Origin of the sequence: Halorubrum sp. 48-1-W (genome assembly GCF_003287355.1) — an archaeon.
Lineage (GTDB): Archaea > Halobacteriota > Halobacteria > Halobacteriales > Haloferacaceae > Halorubrum.
Genome location: NZ_QMIM01000003.1, coordinates 89,156 through 105,616, shown reverse-complemented (window position 1 = coordinate 105,616; position 16,461 = coordinate 89,156). Strand labels below are relative to the sequence as shown.

At 57.1% G+C, this 16,461-nt stretch carries 8 protein-coding genes; 6 read left to right on the top strand and 2 right to left on the bottom strand.

Features of this window, described 5'->3' with window-relative positions; genetic code table 11:
* Nucleotides 1-83: 83 nt before the first annotated feature.
* From DQW50_RS02390 to DQW50_RS02365, 6 genes are all read left to right on the top strand, one after another.
* Nucleotides 84-4,358, top strand: a complete 4,275-nt coding sequence (locus DQW50_RS02390) for a hypothetical protein (RefSeq protein WP_112077715.1) — start codon at nt 84-86, stop codon at nt 4,356-4,358.
* 603 nt (nt 4,359-4,961) lie between these two features.
* The gene (locus DQW50_RS02385) at nt 4,962-7,097 is read left to right on the top strand and encodes a hypothetical protein (protein WP_127341301.1); all 2,136 of its coding nucleotides are present in this window, start codon (nt 4,962-4,964) and stop codon (nt 7,095-7,097) included.
* Between the two features lie 113 nt (nt 7,098-7,210).
* Nucleotides 7,211-7,543, top strand: coding sequence for a hypothetical protein (locus tag DQW50_RS02380; protein WP_112077713.1), 333 nt, complete (start codon nt 7,211-7,213; stop codon nt 7,541-7,543).
* A gap of 382 nt (nt 7,544-7,925) precedes the next feature.
* The gene (locus tag DQW50_RS02375) at nt 7,926-9,533 is read left to right on the top strand and encodes a hypothetical protein (protein ID WP_112077712.1); all 1,608 of its coding nucleotides are present in this window, start codon (nt 7,926-7,928) and stop codon (nt 9,531-9,533) included.
* Nucleotides 9,534-10,481: 948 nt separating this feature from the next.
* Nucleotides 10,482-11,162 carry a twin-arginine translocation signal domain-containing protein gene (locus DQW50_RS02370; RefSeq protein WP_112077711.1) on the top strand — a complete coding sequence of 227 codons (681 nt, stop codon included), beginning with the start codon at nt 10,482-10,484 and terminating at the stop codon, nt 11,160-11,162.
* A 331-nt stretch (nt 11,163-11,493) separates the two neighbouring features.
* Nucleotides 11,494-12,759 carry an orc1/cdc6 family replication initiation protein gene (locus tag DQW50_RS02365; RefSeq protein WP_187347824.1) on the top strand — a complete coding sequence of 422 codons (1,266 nt, stop codon included), beginning with the start codon at nt 11,494-11,496 and terminating at the stop codon, nt 12,757-12,759.
* 515 nt (nt 12,760-13,274) lie between these two features.
* Here the strand turns inward: DQW50_RS02365 and DQW50_RS02360 are convergent.
* A complete protein-coding gene (locus DQW50_RS02360; RefSeq protein WP_112077709.1) occupies nt 13,275-13,739 on the bottom strand; it encodes a DUF555 domain-containing protein in 465 nt (154 codons plus the stop codon).
* A 528-nt stretch (nt 13,740-14,267) separates the two neighbouring features.
* Nucleotides 14,268-16,079, bottom strand: coding sequence for a hypothetical protein (locus tag DQW50_RS02355; RefSeq protein WP_112077708.1), 1,812 nt, complete (start codon nt 16,077-16,079; stop codon nt 14,268-14,270).
* Nucleotides 16,080-16,461: the final 382 nt, after the last annotated feature.

The following is a 16,461-nucleotide window of genomic DNA, read 5'->3' as shown; positions in this document are numbered from 1 at the left end:
ATCGCCCGATGGGTTGGGACGCACTCGACCGTTGTACAGTGTCGGCGGAGGGGTGTGTCTACTCGCAAGAAGATGGTGGGCCAATGACTCCCCCATCCACGGACCCCAATCGGGACGATCATGAACAGGACACCCTCCACGATCGCATCAACTCTTTGTCGTCAACGCGCGGAGAAGACTCGACCGAATCGGGACGGGACCACCCCACTCAGAATCAGGAAGAACCGACCAACTTTGACCGCATCCCTCCGACCGAGAACGGGGTCGATCAGGAGAACGAAGAGCGTGAGGAGCAACTCACATCCTACGAGGTCAAGGGCACGACTGGGCCGGGAAAGAAACTCAGTGACCCGATCGAAGCCCGGCCGTATATCCACATCTCACCCGCCCGTGAGCAGGTCACGCCCGGGAACGTCATCGCGGGGCTTTTTGGCTTGTACCGGGCGGGCGTGACGAGCACTTCGCGGTTCAATCTCAAAGCCAGCCTCGGCATCAAGGACTACAAGAAGACGTTTGAGTTTATCATCCACAAGCCGCGGAACACGAAGCGCTTCGACTTCTATATCTCCGTGACGCCCTACGAGGCGACTGCGTTCAAGACGCTCGCCGCAAACGTCGCCGCGATGTATCCCGAGTCCTTCGAGTTCGAGATCGTCCCGTTCAACCCCGTCGCGGCGTTTGCCTCAGAAGACGGGAACGCCCGCGTTGGCGGGCGACGTATCGCTACGCTCGACGACATTATCGACCTCGAGAACCTCGCTGGCTTCGAGGACCCCGAGGTTTTTGTGGACCATAGTATTGGAAGCGGGCACAATCTTTCTTCTGAGCAGGCTGAAGAACAGCTCGTCAGGGAAGGCGTTCCGCTCCGTCCCGAGGAAATCCGTGAAGAGAAGCGTCCCTCGCTCGTCCGGTGGAAAGGCATTGCCTCAAAAAAAGACGACTGGATGACGCTGCTTCGGCCGTTCAGCGATTTGGCTATCGACAGCGACGATCAGTATCGCTCGCCGCTCAGTGTGCTCCTTGAGCAGGCCGTCCACACCGACGATCCGTTCATCTTCCAGGCCACCTTCAGGCCACGCTCTAACTGGACTAGTGAGGCTGAAACCCACAAGCGGAACCTCAAAATGGGTAACCACGGGACGCTCTCCGCGTTTAAAAACGAGTTTGCCCGGCAGATGTTTGGAACATCCGACCAGGAACGCCGAAACATCCACCGTGGAGACATTTCCGAGCAGGTCGGAGGGTCCGTCAGCGCCGGCGATGATGACAAGATCACGGGGTCGCGGATGGAACAGATCGACCGCAAACAACCCACCACAACGTTCGACCTCACACTCCGGGCTGCTTGCGACGAACAGACTGTCCAGAGTATCTCAAACGCGTTCACGTCGCTCTCGGGGCCATATTATGGCATCGAGGGGGAACTCCTCGGGTTCAACAGCAAAGAGTTCGCCCGCCTGTGCCACGCCCGTCAGGCCAGCATCAGCGGTTTTACGGGGCGCTTCAGTAAAGGTGACCCACTCATCTGTGCCTCTCCCGACGAACTCGCGAACTTCGTCGTCGTCCCACACACGGACGCCCTCCCGCGAGCCTCGCGTGGGTCCTCGGGCGGGTCACCCGACGCTCGCTCGCCACTCACGGCGACAGATGAGGACCTGCTCTCGCAGTACGATTATGGAATGCACATCGGATACGCCGAGACCGCCGTCGACAACCGGCGAGACATTCCCATCCGTCTCAGTGCAGAGCAGCTGACGCACCACATCCTCCGCGCAGCGACGACGGGCGGCGGGAAGACAACCGCAATGGTCAACGATGCGCTGTCGGCCTACCAATCGTTTGACGGCCCCATCTTCGTCTTCGACCGGAAAGGTGGGACAATGGCCGACGAGTACAAGAAAGCACACTTCAAGAAGTTCGGCAACCTCGATGACGTTCTCCACGTCCCCGTTCCGGGGCCGAACGACGAGGTACTTGCTTTCCCGTACTTCGACATTCGACCGCAACTCGCTGCCGGCGTCTCACGCACGGTCGCCGTCCAAGAGAAAGTTGACCGCTACAACGAACTCCTCGTGTACGTGCTGGGCCGAGAAATGACCCAGCAGGCGTTCGTCGCCCAAGAGATCCTCAACAACCTCATCAAGGCGATGTTCGACCCCGTGTACGGCCGGGACGCATGGCCCATCCAAGACCTGTTCCAGGTTGCCTACGAGATGCAGCAGGGCCAACTCCCCGAAGTGAGCGACCGGACGCTTCGCCTCGCTCTCACGCGGCATCTCCACGCCGACGAGCAGCGGTTCCAAACGTCGATCGATGCTGTGATGAACCGCATCACGAAGCTCGCTGAGCGGAGCTTTGTCTGGCGTGTCCTCAATTTCGTTCCCGAGTGGAACGGCGAGAAGGGCTGCTACGCCAACCAATCGCCGATGTTCGACATCCAGGACGTCCTCGCCTCGAAGAAGGTCGTCCTCGTCGATACGGGTGACCTCCGGCCCGCCTCGAGCAATCTGTTTACCTTCATGCTGCTCGACTACATCTGGTCGGGCGCTCGTCTCCGTCATCGACTCAGGAACACCCCGCCGGTCGAGGATGGATACGTTATCAACCTCATCATCGACGAAGCTGCGGCGATGCTCCAGTCCGAACTGGTACGCGACGACATGATTCCTGACGGGCGTGAATTCGGTCTCTCCCTCGAAGTCATCGTCCACTTCGCAGAGCAGGTCAAGGCCGATGCCCTCGACGTCTCCTCGTACAAGGAAATTCTGCGGAACATTAATACGAAACTCATCGGGAAACTCGCCGTCGACGACGAACTCGTGATGACGCTGTTCCACGAAGGCATCGAGGATGAGGAACTCGTCGACCGGATCACGTCGCTCCCGCGTGGAGAATGGGTCGCTCAACTCCCTGACACCGGGTTCATGACCGATATCCCCGAAATCGTGACGATGCTCCCCGTCGATATCCCCGACGGTCACAGCGATTCCGACAACCCCGTCATCAACAAGACCGTGTCGACGCAGGGTCATGTCTTCAGCGACATCAACGCAGAAATTACCCGTACTACGCGGCGTGACCACTGCCTGCTACCCGGAAGCAACACCGACGCTTCCGACGAGCAGCTCTCAGCCGAACACAGACACGGCATCAACGGTAGTGAAAATAGCCAGAATCGTGACTTCGAGATTGGCGTGTCCGGCGAGAACCGAGACGCAAACGGCGAAGGCAAGAAGACTGGGTCCAACCCTCAGACGCAACTCGGCACGGGGAGTCCGAACACCCCCAACACAGAGGGACAACCCCGATCGAACGAGCACGGCGAACAGGCCGAATCAGGGGCTAGTCGAGTTCCCGCAGACGACCTCACAGACGATCTCGGTTCACGCCGCCCGCCGCGAGAGACGAGCGATGAAAACGAGACCGATGGCGGGGCTCCACGATCAGCTGATGAAGGAGACAGTAATCTGGGAGATCGAGTTGACGGCTTTCTCTACGGTGGAGTTGACCCTAGCTCCGAAGATCCGTCCAAAACCGACGATACAGACACCGACGAGGAGAGAGGAACAAGTGCCAACAATACAGACGATCAGAGTGCGTCTGATGCACCCAACGAGAACGCCGCTGAGAGTCCCGACAAAGAGGATAGAGAGACTCGATCAGGTATAGATAAGAGTCTGACAGTTGAAGAACGCCATTTCCTGACCGCGATTGTCACCACAGTCAACGGCAACCACCCTGCCTACGACGTTGTGAACTCGATGGAGAGGATAAAAAATCAGTTTGATGAGGTAGACAAAGAGAAACTCATCGAACTCGGCTACCTCGAGAAGCAGACCGAAAATCTGCGGGTCTACTACACTGTGACTCGCGACGGCCAGCGAGCGTGTGGAGCGAAGGTTGCGACGGGCGAAGACCAGGGCGATGTGAACGAGAAGACCTACCACAAGGTGATGGTAGAGGCGTTCGCTCGCTCACTCGCCCGTGACCCGAACAAGCACTATTTTGTTAAAAAATATACACCACTTCACGGGACTGATGTGAAGCCAGACGTGGTCGGCTACGATGGCAAAGATCCCGTCATTATTGGAGAGGTCATCTCAAACGTCCATCCCTCGCTGATGGTCAAGCACTATGACGACTTCAACAGGTTCGACGTCGAGAAGAAAATCTGGATTGTGCCTAATCTATCAGTCGCATGGGATATCACTCGAGCCCTCGCAAATGCTGGCCGGATCGACGAACTGCCCCCCAAGAGAAGTAAGCGGACCTACGAGAAGCTCACCGAAGCCATTTGGGGTGAAGATGGTGAGTGGACGTTCGTCGGCGCTCCAAATCTCCTCGATGATCTCGACTAGTCCCATCCATGCATTCGAAAAAAGTCCGCCCACGGCGCGCACGAGTAGTACGGACGCTGTACCCCGCAAATCCGCCTTTTCTAACACCTATTCAGTGTCAGCACTTAGCGCGCGCGTTCAAGGCACTTTAGAGGCTCTAAAACGGTATTTCGAGGGTCAAAGCGAAATCACCGGGTTTGCGGGGGTTTCGAATGCTCGCAACTTCGCGCAAAATTCGCGTGTGACGCGCATCGGCAGTATGGGAGCTCTATCGTCAGAATCCGCCTTTTCTAACACCCCTTCAGCGTCAGCACTTAGCGCACGTGCGCAAAGCGCTTTAGACAGGCTATCAACCAACCAGATCGCTCCATTCGACACCTCCGGAGTGATTTTACATAGTATTGGATACGGGAGGGGGATCATTCCCTCACAATTCGTGTGCTGTCTGTTGGTTTTCGCCCTGAGTCGGGGAAAATCGACGAAATCGGTTTGTCTCGCCCGACGAAACGAGGCGACGAGGCGGACTGACAATAGGTAATATCCATGCCAAAAGTAGACGTAGCTAAAGACGGGATCCCGGACAAAATCCGCACTATCAGGAATTGGATTTGCTGGCGTGAAGGTATGCGTGACGGAAAATCTACCAAGATTCCGACTAAACCATATCGGACGAGTGGTGACATTAATGCCGACGTTACCAACCCCGAACATCGCCGAGACTTCGACACCGCCTGGGATTCACTCAACGACTCTCGCGTGAACGCCGATGGTCTGGGGTTCGTCTTCAGTGACGACGTCACCATCGTCGGTATCGACCTCGATAACTGTCGTGATTCTGATACTGGTGAAATCAAGGAATGGACGCAAACAATCATCGACAAGGTCGACTCATATACGGAGGTTTCCGCTTCCGGGACTGGTGTGCATATCCTCGCAAGTGGGAAACTTCCGCCCGGCGGAAACCGGAAGGGCCCTATTGAGATGTATGACTCCGGACGGTACTTCGCTACGACTGGTGCTCACGTCGAGGGAACCCCCACAGAAATCCGGAAGCGTCAGGATGAGATAGAGACCGTTCACCGCGAGTTCATCGAGGATGGCGTGAGACCAGATGGACAGACGACTCTCACCAGAGGGACAGAAGTTGAAGATTCAGAAAGCAGAGGTGACGCGGATGGTCGCCGCGGCATCGAGGCCCGGGCGCAGCAGAGTGCGAGTTCGCTCATTGAGCGTTATGGAGACGCCTTCAAGAGCATCCACGACCCCGCAATCAAGGAGGCCCTCGAGCGGGTCGCGACGAAGTACCTTCCCTCCAAGTGTCCGAGTACGTTCGCCGACCTCGCGGGACCCGGTGTGGACCTATCAGATCAAGAGATACTCACGCGGATGTTCGACTCTCAGGGAGGTGACCGCAGGCAGCGTCTCTACGAAGGCGACGCCTCGATGTGGGGGTCCCATGACGCCGATTATCCAAGCCAGTCCGAGGCAGATATGGCGCTCGCTCACAACCTCGCGTTCTGGACGGCGAAAGACCCCAAACGGATGAACGCACTGTTCGAGGAATCCGGCCTGCACCGCGATAAGTGGGAGCGACGTCACTACGCGAGTGGCGCAACCTACGGCGATGTCACGCTCGCCCGTGCACTCCTCCGGGTGGACGATTACTACGAAGTCCCGAGCAAAGATGGTGTGAAGTTCTCGAAGGCCGATTCCAACGGCTCGGATTCATCGTCATCCTCGGGGGCGGACGACCACGATCTCCCGCCGATGGATTTCAAGATTGGCTCCGATTCCGAGCAGTCCGAGACTGTCAACGCCGCTACGGACGAGACAAACCCACTGCACAGCGAAGGGGCGAACGGGGGATCCCCCGCCGTCAATACCGATGTCCATCCTAACCTCGAGGACGACGAAGAGTTCATTCCCGTCAACCCCGACAAAGATGGCGACCCGGCAGCAGTCGCTGACGCCTACGCAACTAGGCAGGAACCGGAACAGGGGAACAGCCACGCCCGGGCCCATAGTCATGACGCCGCTTCGTCGACGACCACACCCAAAGGTTCCACGACAGCTGGGACAAGTGCTGATGATAGTCCTGTCTCAGGGCAGAGAACGGCCGGGCCAGGGGCCGCGCCGCCGACGACGGATGGTCGCGAACCCGCTGACCCGCGTGGGGTGGACACCGATTCCGACCTCGACGAGAGCACCCAGCGAATGATGGAAGCGTCCGCTCGCGACGCCGGGCCGGGATGGGAACGCACCGACCCGACGCTCAATGATGACGAGAAGTACCCAGCGGATTGGACCATCGGTGAGATCCGGGGCTACTCCGCGACCGACCAGGCAATGCGTCTCGCTCGTGAAGACCAGCGAATTCTCGCTCGGAAACTCGACCGGCAATCAAGGGAACTCGCCGAACTCAGCGAGCAGGGCGAGGAGAACGAACGCCTCCGGTTTGTCCTCAGGGTCTACCTCGAAACGATGGATGAGCTGATGGAGGAACGCGCTCAGTATCGTACGCAACTCAAGCACCTCGGGGAGCTCTCGAGAGACGCTGCCGAGCTCCCAGACGACCCCGTGAAGCGAGTCAAGCAGATTATGCGTCCGAAGATTCGGCGCGAAGACGCACAGACAGCAAAAGAGACACTCACAGGAATCGACGCCGTCCTCCAGGAGTACGAAGAGGCGAACGAACGTATCAAGGCCGAAGAACGCGAACGACGCAAGAAACAGGGCTTCCTCTCGCGTCTCTTCAGGTAACGGCGCTGTTCCGAACTGTTCGGCCGGCGGGCTGATCGCGCCGTTCGTTCCGTGTGTACCCCCGCTCCTCGCAGCGTGAGTATTGGACCCCAAATGGGGGTGAGGGAAGTGAGATGTACGACAACATCAACCCCGATGAGCGGCGTATCGACAGCGATTTCAGCAGATCAGCGACCGAAGCCAAAATTGAGCCGCGAGAACCCGTGAGCGTTCAGTTCAAGACCGGCGATGGCCCCGAGTTCAGGAAGCCCGACCATGACCCACATGGCGAGACGTTCGCCGCGGTCAGCCATTCCTGGGCGTCGTGTGACGGTGGGTGTGGGATGTCGGGCCTGGTCCCGACCACGCTCCTCGAAGATGCCGACGGACTGACCGGGTGGCCGCCATTCGACATCCTCTGCGAGGCGTGTGCCGAAGCTCGCGATCGCGACGACTACACCTTCTAGTCGTCGAGGATGTGAACGCGATTCTGTACGTACTGCTTTCCGACTAGACGGCTCGGACGGGCAAAGTGCCTCTGTTCTCTCGGTTTCCCCAGCTCCTCGCAGCGTGAGTTTTGGTCCCCAAAGAGGGGTGAGGGAAGTCAGAGAGGGGCGCAGCGGTGACTGCGTTCATTCTCGCCGAGATCCGGGGTTCAACCTCGGAGCGAATCAGTCCATACGGCGGCGGTCGGGATGTCCCAATCGTCGCTTTCCGGTTATCCTGCTTGCGTCTCCCGTGAGTATTAGCCCCCAAAGGGGGTGAGGGAGAGCGGGTGGGGTGGGGCGCGACGGTCGAGTGCCCAGTCCCGAAGCCGTTTCTCAGAAACCCCCTCAGAGAGTGACAAACATGTGTACAAACATTACCACAGACGTAGCACAGCGCGCGGAAGACATCAGCGGCGAGTTCGGCGAGATGGGCGTGGAGATCCCCGTGTCAAGCATTGAAGAGCGGATTGCGGCCATGCAGGAGTTCTCCGTTCCGATCGAGACGGCGGTCGAGACGACAGTTCGTAACGTCATCGACGACCACGACCTCGAATCCAGCGACCTCTCGGACGGGGTCAAGGCGGTTGCCGGCTTCGTCGGCACCGGTAACAGCAGTTCCCGAGGCTTCGACCGGATAGCTCTCGAGGATATCTCGGACCTCGGTGACGAGGAATGGGTGGACGTCCGGGCGCAGATCGTCGACCTCTGGGAGCCGCACTCCGATTCCATGCGGCAGGTCGGCCTCATCGCCGACGAAACGGCCCAAATGAAGTTCGTTGTCTGGGCGAAGAACACCGACTCGCTCCCGACCCTCGAGGAGGGTGTCACCTACGACATCACCTCGGCGGTCACGAACGAGTACGAGAGCAAGTACTCCATCTCGCTCAACAAGGCGAGTAGCGTCACGGAGTCCGAGGAGGCCGTCGAACCCACGGACGGGTCGATTCGTGCCACTGGGACGCTCGTTGGCCTCGATGAGGGTTCGGGTCTCATCAAGCGCTGCCCCAGCAAGGACTGCACGCGTGTCGTTCAGAACGGTCGCTGCTCCGAACACGGTGATGTCGATGGCGTGTTTGATCTTCGCCTGAAGGCCATCCTTGACGATGGCAACCGTGCTGTCCGCACGCTGTTCAACGCTGAGATGACTGAGGCAGTCTCCGGAGTGAGTCTCGATGACGCCATAGAGATGGCTTCCGAGGCCCTCGATCCCAGCGTCGTCGAAACGGAGCTCCGTGAGTTGCTCATCGGCAGGACATACGACATCCGGGGCCCGGTCATCGGCGAGTACTTCCTCGTCGACGAGGTCGAGGAGATCTCATACTCGGGAGAGAATGCCGGCCTCAGTAACGCAGCCCTCGAAGACGTCGCCACGCAGCGCCAACCCGCCAAGCGCGTGTTCGCTGAAGAGCTGAACATGGCGACCCACTCGTTCACCCGCCCAGAGGACGAGGGCGACGATCGTGCGCCAAAGTTCACGCTACTCCCCTCGGGTGAGGCGGTCAACCGCGTGCTCGTGGTCGGTGCTCTCATCGAAACCTCGGATGTCGGCGATGACTCCGAGTTCTGGAAGGGGCGCGTCATGGCAGGTGGTGAAGTTGTGAACATCTACGCGGGGCAGTACCAGCAGGAGCCGATGGCTGTGCTCCGCTCGGCCGAGACCCCGTCGTTCGTCGCAGTGGTCGGCAAGGTCCACCAGTACGAGACGGACGCCGGCGTGAACGTCTCCATCCAGCCCGAGCACATCTCGACGGTGGGCGGGGAGATTCGCGACTCGTGGATGGCTGAAACCATTAACGCGACCCGGGCGCGACTCGGCGCGCTCGAGAGCGGTGAATCGGATGCAGCGGACGCCGTTCTCAGCGTCTACAACAGCGATACCTCGGCCATCGAAGCGGCAGTCCAGGCGACAGCCGAGGACCTCGCGCCTGCCGGCAGCGACATCGAGTCGGAGCCAGCTCCCGCCCAGTAAGGGCGGCGCGGGATATTCCCGTCCGGCTAGGGTGAACGTCGCCCTCCGGCACGGCGTCACTGTACATCGAAAATCTGCCGAGTGCCTCCGGCACGACTGCGGTTTCGCTGGTCTCAAGCGGTATGCTGTTACATCGGCTCTTGACTCTTGACTAGCTTCTACCCAGTTCTGGTTCCCTCTGGCGCTTCTTTTCTCCAGTTTTTGCCCCCCGAAGGAGGTGAGGGGGCGATTCGACCATCTATTAGTGCTCGCCCCATCGATGAGGTCGGCTTATCACTGCCTTCGTTGAAGATCGCGGGCCTCACGACGATCAATCGCTAGCCCTCACCGACCGTTCGACTCTGTTTCCATCGGTTCCGTTCCCGGAGTCTTGGCACGAGTCCTGCCCGTGTCCACTCATATCAACACTGGAAAGCAATCTGGCAACGCCACCGAACTCATCGCAGAGTCCCCGTCGAGAGTCACAGCCGACCCGACCATACGCTTGAGAGCGTGGTCCTTGGACGTCGGCCAGTATTGCCAATCCCACGTCTGACGACGCACCTGGCTCTCGCATCGTCACTTTCTGTACCCATTCGACCATCCGCCAGTAGTTTTAGACGGGTGTCAGTTCCGGCGCTCCGTTCTTGTCCTACGCAACAACAAACGGCACCTACGTTCGTACTGTAACGTAGGATTTCAGCCTTACATACGACTCCATCTCAGTCTGGAGATACCGTCAACGTCACCAATTGCGGTCAGAGCACCCGCCGCACACCGTGAAATGTGGCGGCTACATTGAATGTGGTTCGCGAAGAGTTATGCCTGCGTTTCACTGCTAGTTCTGACTATGAACACCCACCAAGCTCCTTCCTCGGCATCGTGTGAGTATTGGGCCCTGAAGAGGAGTGATGGAGATCGGAGAGGCGGCGTAACCGCTGTTCTCGGTCGATTTCGTTCATTCCAATCATGAACTCCAACAATACCTCTGCGGACGCACAGCACTCGAACAGTACTCTCGGTCGCCGGTCATTCCTCCAGGAGACCGGTGCGCTCGCCGGCGCTGGAGCAATCACCGCGATCGCCGGCTGCTCCAGCTCCAGCGCTAGTGGCGGGACGAATGATGGTGGGGAGAGTTCGAGCCCGACGCCTGACTCGGATGAGCCTGTCTTCCCGCTCACCGCCTCGGTTTCCGACCCGTACCATTTCTACCGTATCATTAACGAATACGAGGATGACACCGAATATCACGGCCCTGTCTGGCTTGTCGACCTTACCTTCGATCTGGCCGTCGATATCGGTGACTGGAAGAGTTCCGACGAGTACACCGTTCCGACGATGTATCCCATCAGAGTCTCGAAAAACGGTGGAAACCCAGAGTACGGCCGCATCTTCCATATCAATAAGGACGAGGGCTGGTACAGAGTCGAGAATAAGTGGTTTGTCGATCGGTCTCACTTCGTCGTCGACGAGACGGAGACCGAGTATCTCGTCCTCGGCTACGGCGAAGATGACGAACCCGACGCGGACACGGACTACAGCGTGTATCTTGAGGATCGGACGAATCAAGACTTCCACGAACTCGTCTCGTTCACGTACGACGGCGATCCCGCCGAGCGCAACCTCCTCGATGAGGAATTCCGAGACTAACGTCGATGATATCCTCTACACTAAAATTTCTCTTCTCTTTAATCGCTATCCAGCACCCCTCAGTGTGAATGGGGTCCTCGATTTGACCCCCCTCGGTGTGAATGGGATATCCAGTTTGACCCCGGAGTGTGAATGGGGTCCTCGATTTGACCCCCCTCGGTGTGAATGGAATCCCCAGTTTGCCCCCCGGAGTGTGAATGGGATCCTTTACTTTCCGGAATTTATATACATACGGAACCGTACTCTCAGTTCTTCTAAAACGTGAATATGGATTGGCCTATCACATCGAGGGTCGGTTACCTTTATGTGAATGGGGTCGGATGTCCTCAATATGACGGATAACAATACAACCCAGACAACTGTTGACGAGATTTTGAGTGTCGACGATCAGAGCGACGAATATAAATCAAAAATCTTTGAGAAACCGTGGCTGCTCGAAATAGATAATGTCCCAGATGCGAATCGGATCGTCGGACGTGATGATAAAATAAAATCCTTGGCGAAGAATCTCCGTAAGATGAGGACGGACGATGTTCCGGACAACATCGTGATGTGGGGGGAGACAGGGACCGGGAAGACACTGGTCGCTAGGCACGTCTGTGAGCGCCTCGAGGCAACGACAGAAGGGACTGATGGGTCTATTGTTACGGCGTATGTTAATCCAGATCCAATATCGACATACACCTCTACTTTTCGTAAGATAGCAGAACAAGTGAATGCCAAAGCCAACGATCCAGTCGACGTCCCATCTCTGGGTCTATCAGCGGAACATTATCGTGACAAGAAACTATGGCCTATTGTTGAAAGAGAGTTTCCGGGTGGGCTTGTTGTTATAATCGACGAGATCGATAAACACGGCGAAATCAACGAGATTCTCTACACACTGTCGAGGGCCAAATCGAAAGATGATGTTAACTTCCCTGTGGTGACGATCGGCATTTCAAACGATATTGAATTCAAAGGGGATATTGATTCAAGGGCTCAATCAACGCTTCAGCCCAAGCACTGGACATTCACACCCTACGAGGAGGATCAGCTTGTCTCTATTCTGGATAATCGCCGTGACGCATTTTACCAAAAAGTACTGGAAGATGATGTGATCTCGAAAGTGGCCGAGCTCGCGGCCGATGAACACGGTGACGCCCGCCGTGCAGTTCGGTTGTTACGAAACGCTGGTGAGGTTGCCGACGAAGAGGGTGGCGAGATCGTCACGGCGGACCACGTCTCTGAAGCTGACGAGCTCGTTGAAGTAGAACTATTCATGGAAATGGTCAAGGGAACACCATTATCAGGGAAGCTACTCCTGTTTGCACTTACTCGACTTGATCGGAACAACCCGGAGAAAGAATGGTTTCGAACTTCAGAAATACATCAAGTGTACGAAACAGTCGCGAAAGATGTCCGTGTTGAGCCGAAAGGATACAATCGTGCTCTCGAGCTGTTAAATAAACACGTGACAACGGGTGTTCTCGAGTCGAAGAAGAAAGAGGGCGGAGATGACGGGAAGTTCAGATCATACTCGTTACAGGGTGAAGTAGAAAGCACCCGGAGAGGGCTGATTAATTCGACACCAGAACTCCAAGAGCTGATGGGGTGATACCTCCCACACCCCTCGGTGTGAATGGTCCACCATAGGACACAGTGATACTAAATTAACACTCGTTCCTCAGTCTAACCGGAAAGAGAACACACGGCAGTAATGTCGCGAACGCCCTCTAGACCATCTGTACCTAAAGATATCCTTACCACCGGGCGGTATTTGTTGCTGTGTTGTCTGTCCAGTGTGTTCAACTGCACCGACAACCGCACCGCTACCGCACTAGTAGTTAATTTTATTATATTCCGGCATAAACAGTCCTCCAAGTAGAGTAGTTCTACAAGGCGAGGCGGTTACGCCGCAGCCGATGGCTGAGCGAAGCGAAGGGAGACTACCAGTCGTGACCGTACTGACGTTGATCACGAGAGATTAAACCTGGTATGAGCGGTGGTACACCATTCACACTGAGGGGTGTGGGGGTGTGGTTATATCAATTCGTCATCTATTCACCCATTCACACCGAGGGGTGTCGATCAAGGATTCCATTCACACTCCGGGGGGTGTTCTTGTAGCAATTATCCTTGCGTTTGCTTTGTTTCGCTTCTGGATTGGACGTCGCGACCAAGATCCGCGAAGTTCATTTCTGGCTTTTCATCCGCTTCGTCAACCGGTCGCGTCTCCAACACCGTGAGCGGGATGTCCTTCATGCGGACGCCCAACTCGCGCTTCGCGACACGCTCGCTCTCCTCGTGAGACTCTGCCAACATCTCGACGATAACAGTCAGTACGACCAGCGCAAAATCCGTCGTACAGAGCGCCGCCTCCATTTCATACCCACAGGAGGGACAGCCAACATCTTGAACAAGGATCTCCGACGACCGTGCTTCTGTTGACTTCGTCCGCTCACCGACTTGTGCAACTGCAATATTGATTGCATCCTGAACGCTCTTCACGCCGGGGACGACCCACGGGACCGACAACTGAACTTCGTACCACTGCTCATCGTCACCTGTCTCGTCGTCGCTGCGCCAACTCGTCATCGCGATCGCCGACCAGTTACGTGAGTATCAACTGTGTATCGCCGTCTGCCATTCGCTATCAATGGAGATTTCGGTGTCATCGGTGGAGACAGAATCCGCTCAATCCGCCCACGTCAATGCCGCAACGGGGGCAGAATCGAGCCAATTCCGTGCTGTTGGAGAGTGTTATGGCCGGTCGCGTCAGCAGGCGGGATATCTGAGCATCCCGGCTTGCAACCGTACCGCACCCAACGCTGTAGCAGTATAAATCGATTTGCCGTTCACATTCAATGTAGCGTCACATCCGTCACACTCGTCACATCCTCCACATTATTCCACGTCGCTTCGGGACTCCGAACATGGATGATTGTGAGGTTGCGACCGGCAGCAAGACCACTTGCTCTGTGGTTTGGCAAAAGGAAGATTTAGTTTTCTGAGTTCGTCTGGGAACTCGGGTTGTTGTTAGGGTTCGTTACATTTCGGGGTGACAGTACGGAGACGGTATTCCGTCATCGAATCCATACCGAGGAGTACGCACTACGCGTGTACTCATGCAGTATCACCAGTCTGGGCAATGCGGGTGAGCTCATCGGCGATAAAGTCAGCAATCATCACTGGCTCGGGCCAGGAGACACAGACTTCACCGTCGAAATTCGCAGCCTCACTCCGGGGAACTGGTTCACCATCATCAGACGGACTCAACGAACGACCAACATGTTGCGGTCTGGCAGTCGTCGACGTCTGATCGGATGACTTGACAGGAGCGCGTTCGACAATCTCGATTTCAGATGCCCATCGTGAATCGAGCTTCGGTTGACCTTGATACGTCTGCTTGGATCTCTCGCGTGGAAGCTTGAAATCCACCAGACGCACAGTGTCGCCCTCGTTCGGTTCGATGAAGGTTTTCTTCGAGATTAGGACTTCGCCATCGACATCACCGGGGTCAGCCGTTGACGCAGTCTCTTCGTATTCGCTGGACTTCCAGACGGAAACGCGGACCTCATCCTCGCGGCGGTTACCATCCTTTAGGATCATAGCAAACTTCAGGCTAGGAACTGGTGGATAGTAGATTTTCTTCACGACGCCCTGTGTCGTGACATAGCCTTTCGAGGACGCGAGATTCGCCTTCAAAATCGCGTTGATCCTGATGACGTTTCTCGGGTCAGTCTGCTCCTCTTCGACAAGCGAAAGGAACGCGGTCGTGATGTCCGTCCCAGCCTGCACACGGCGTGCAAGTTGGGAAGCGACAGTGACCGGTGGTTTCCGAATTTCGTGCAGTGTATTCCCGTCAAGCAGCCTGCGTGTCTCGGCGAGAATTTCTTCACGAAGATCGGGATCTTCCTTACCCAGCTCGCGCAACGGAGCAGCTCGGTCGTAGACCTGCTGTTTGAAGCGTTGTTCGAAGCTCCGCCGGTTCCGATCCCGTCGCTCAGGAAGCGTGCGATCGTGTTCCGTACGGAAACGAGCAAGGATGTCTGTGTGTTGATCCAAGAGCGCAGCCACACCCGTCATGTGACCGTTTTCGTCGATACCATGAGAGCTCCGCTTGAGTTCTTCATCCAACGCTAGGCGGAATTCGATTCCGGCTATCGACGACCGAGAGTAGTCCTCGGGGTTCGGCACGACGCTCCGAAGGAAGGCGACTTCGCCGTAGGGAAGCAGCACCTCCAGATCGGGCGTCGTGACACCTTCAGAGTCGCGAGGCGTCTGTTCATCCTCGGGGATGATCTTCAGCTCACGAAGCCGTTGGGTGTCCGGGTCGAGGGTCTCGACAGGTTCGAGCTTCCGTCCCAACCGCACGGGGACAGCAGACGCACTCGTCGGGATGTACTCTTCAAGACCAGAGGCCGTGCCAGTCAACTGATCGCCAGTTGGGTCGGTCAGACGGTCGTGGCCCATGTAGATGTACTCCCCAGTCGAGAGAGCATCGGGTTCAGATATCGCGTCAGCCGGACGGCCTTTCGCATTCATCTCAGCCCTCCGCTCGTCACTACGCGATGGGACCATCGGTTGGCCATCGTACCAGCCGTAGCAACCATCGGTACTCTCGCTCTCGCGCTCGTCAGCCTCGAACTCGTGTTCGGGGCCAGCTGTGAACTCGGTGGGTGAGTGTTTCGACGCCACGATGTCCACGGTGGGGCGACGCTCGGGCTCATCGAGGCCGGCGTGCCTGCGGATAGTCGGCGATTCCACGTTACCGTCCAGGCGACGGCGTTCCTCGCGATCGAGGGAGCGGAGATCGTCGAACCACCCGTCGTATTGACGGGCGATGTGGGTCGGGTCCTCATATTCGATTTCGGTTCTACCGTTCTTCTCGTGACCAGCCTCAGAGAGGTGGACACTGTCGGTGTTTCCACTCATGACAACTTAGGAAAGCAACCGTGCTTTCCACTCGCATAGACGGTAGATCCGCGTATAACTGTATCGCGCTGATCCCCGCGCAGTAATGCGGTTCTCTGCGGAAAACCCCCAAAACACCGCCCCTCTCCAACAGAGCAACCGACTAGGCTGCATGCGCCCCGCAGCGTGAAACAGTCGCTCACGGTGTGCATCGACTTACAGTCCGCATTCGCAGACCGTTATCCGGCGGCGCTATCGCTCAGGAGGTGTGGAAGTGGAAAGACGATGGTCGCCTTTCCTAAGTTGTCATGTTGAGCCGTTCAAGGCTCACTCCTACCTACTCTGGGTATAGATATAATCGTATCGGCTACCGGCCACCCAGTTCGTAGCACAATTCTCTCTC

Excerpts from the sequence above, each read along its gene's own strand:
- DQW50_RS02370 (WP_112077711.1), top strand. The coding sequence starts at position 10,482 with ATGAACTCCAACAATACCTCTGCGGACGCACAGCACTCGAACAGTACT.
- DQW50_RS02390 (WP_112077715.1), top strand. The coding sequence starts at position 84 with ATGACTCCCCCATCCACGGACCCCAATCGGGACGATCATGAACAGGAC.
- DQW50_RS02375 (WP_112077712.1), top strand. The coding sequence starts at position 7,926 with ATGTGTACAAACATTACCACAGACGTAGCACAGCGCGCGGAAGACATC.
- DQW50_RS02365 (WP_187347824.1), top strand. The coding sequence starts at position 11,494 with ATGACGGATAACAATACAACCCAGACAACTGTTGACGAGATTTTGAGT.
- DQW50_RS02385 (WP_127341301.1), top strand. The coding sequence starts at position 4,962 with ATGCGTGACGGAAAATCTACCAAGATTCCGACTAAACCATATCGGACG.
- DQW50_RS02380 (WP_112077713.1), top strand. The coding sequence starts at position 7,211 with ATGTACGACAACATCAACCCCGATGAGCGGCGTATCGACAGCGATTTC.
- DQW50_RS02355 (WP_112077708.1), bottom strand. The coding sequence starts at position 16,079 with ATGAGTGGAAACACCGACAGTGTCCACCTCTCTGAGGCTGGTCACGAG.
- DQW50_RS02360 (WP_112077709.1), bottom strand. The coding sequence starts at position 13,739 with ATGACGAGTTGGCGCAGCGACGACGAGACAGGTGACGATGAGCAGTGG.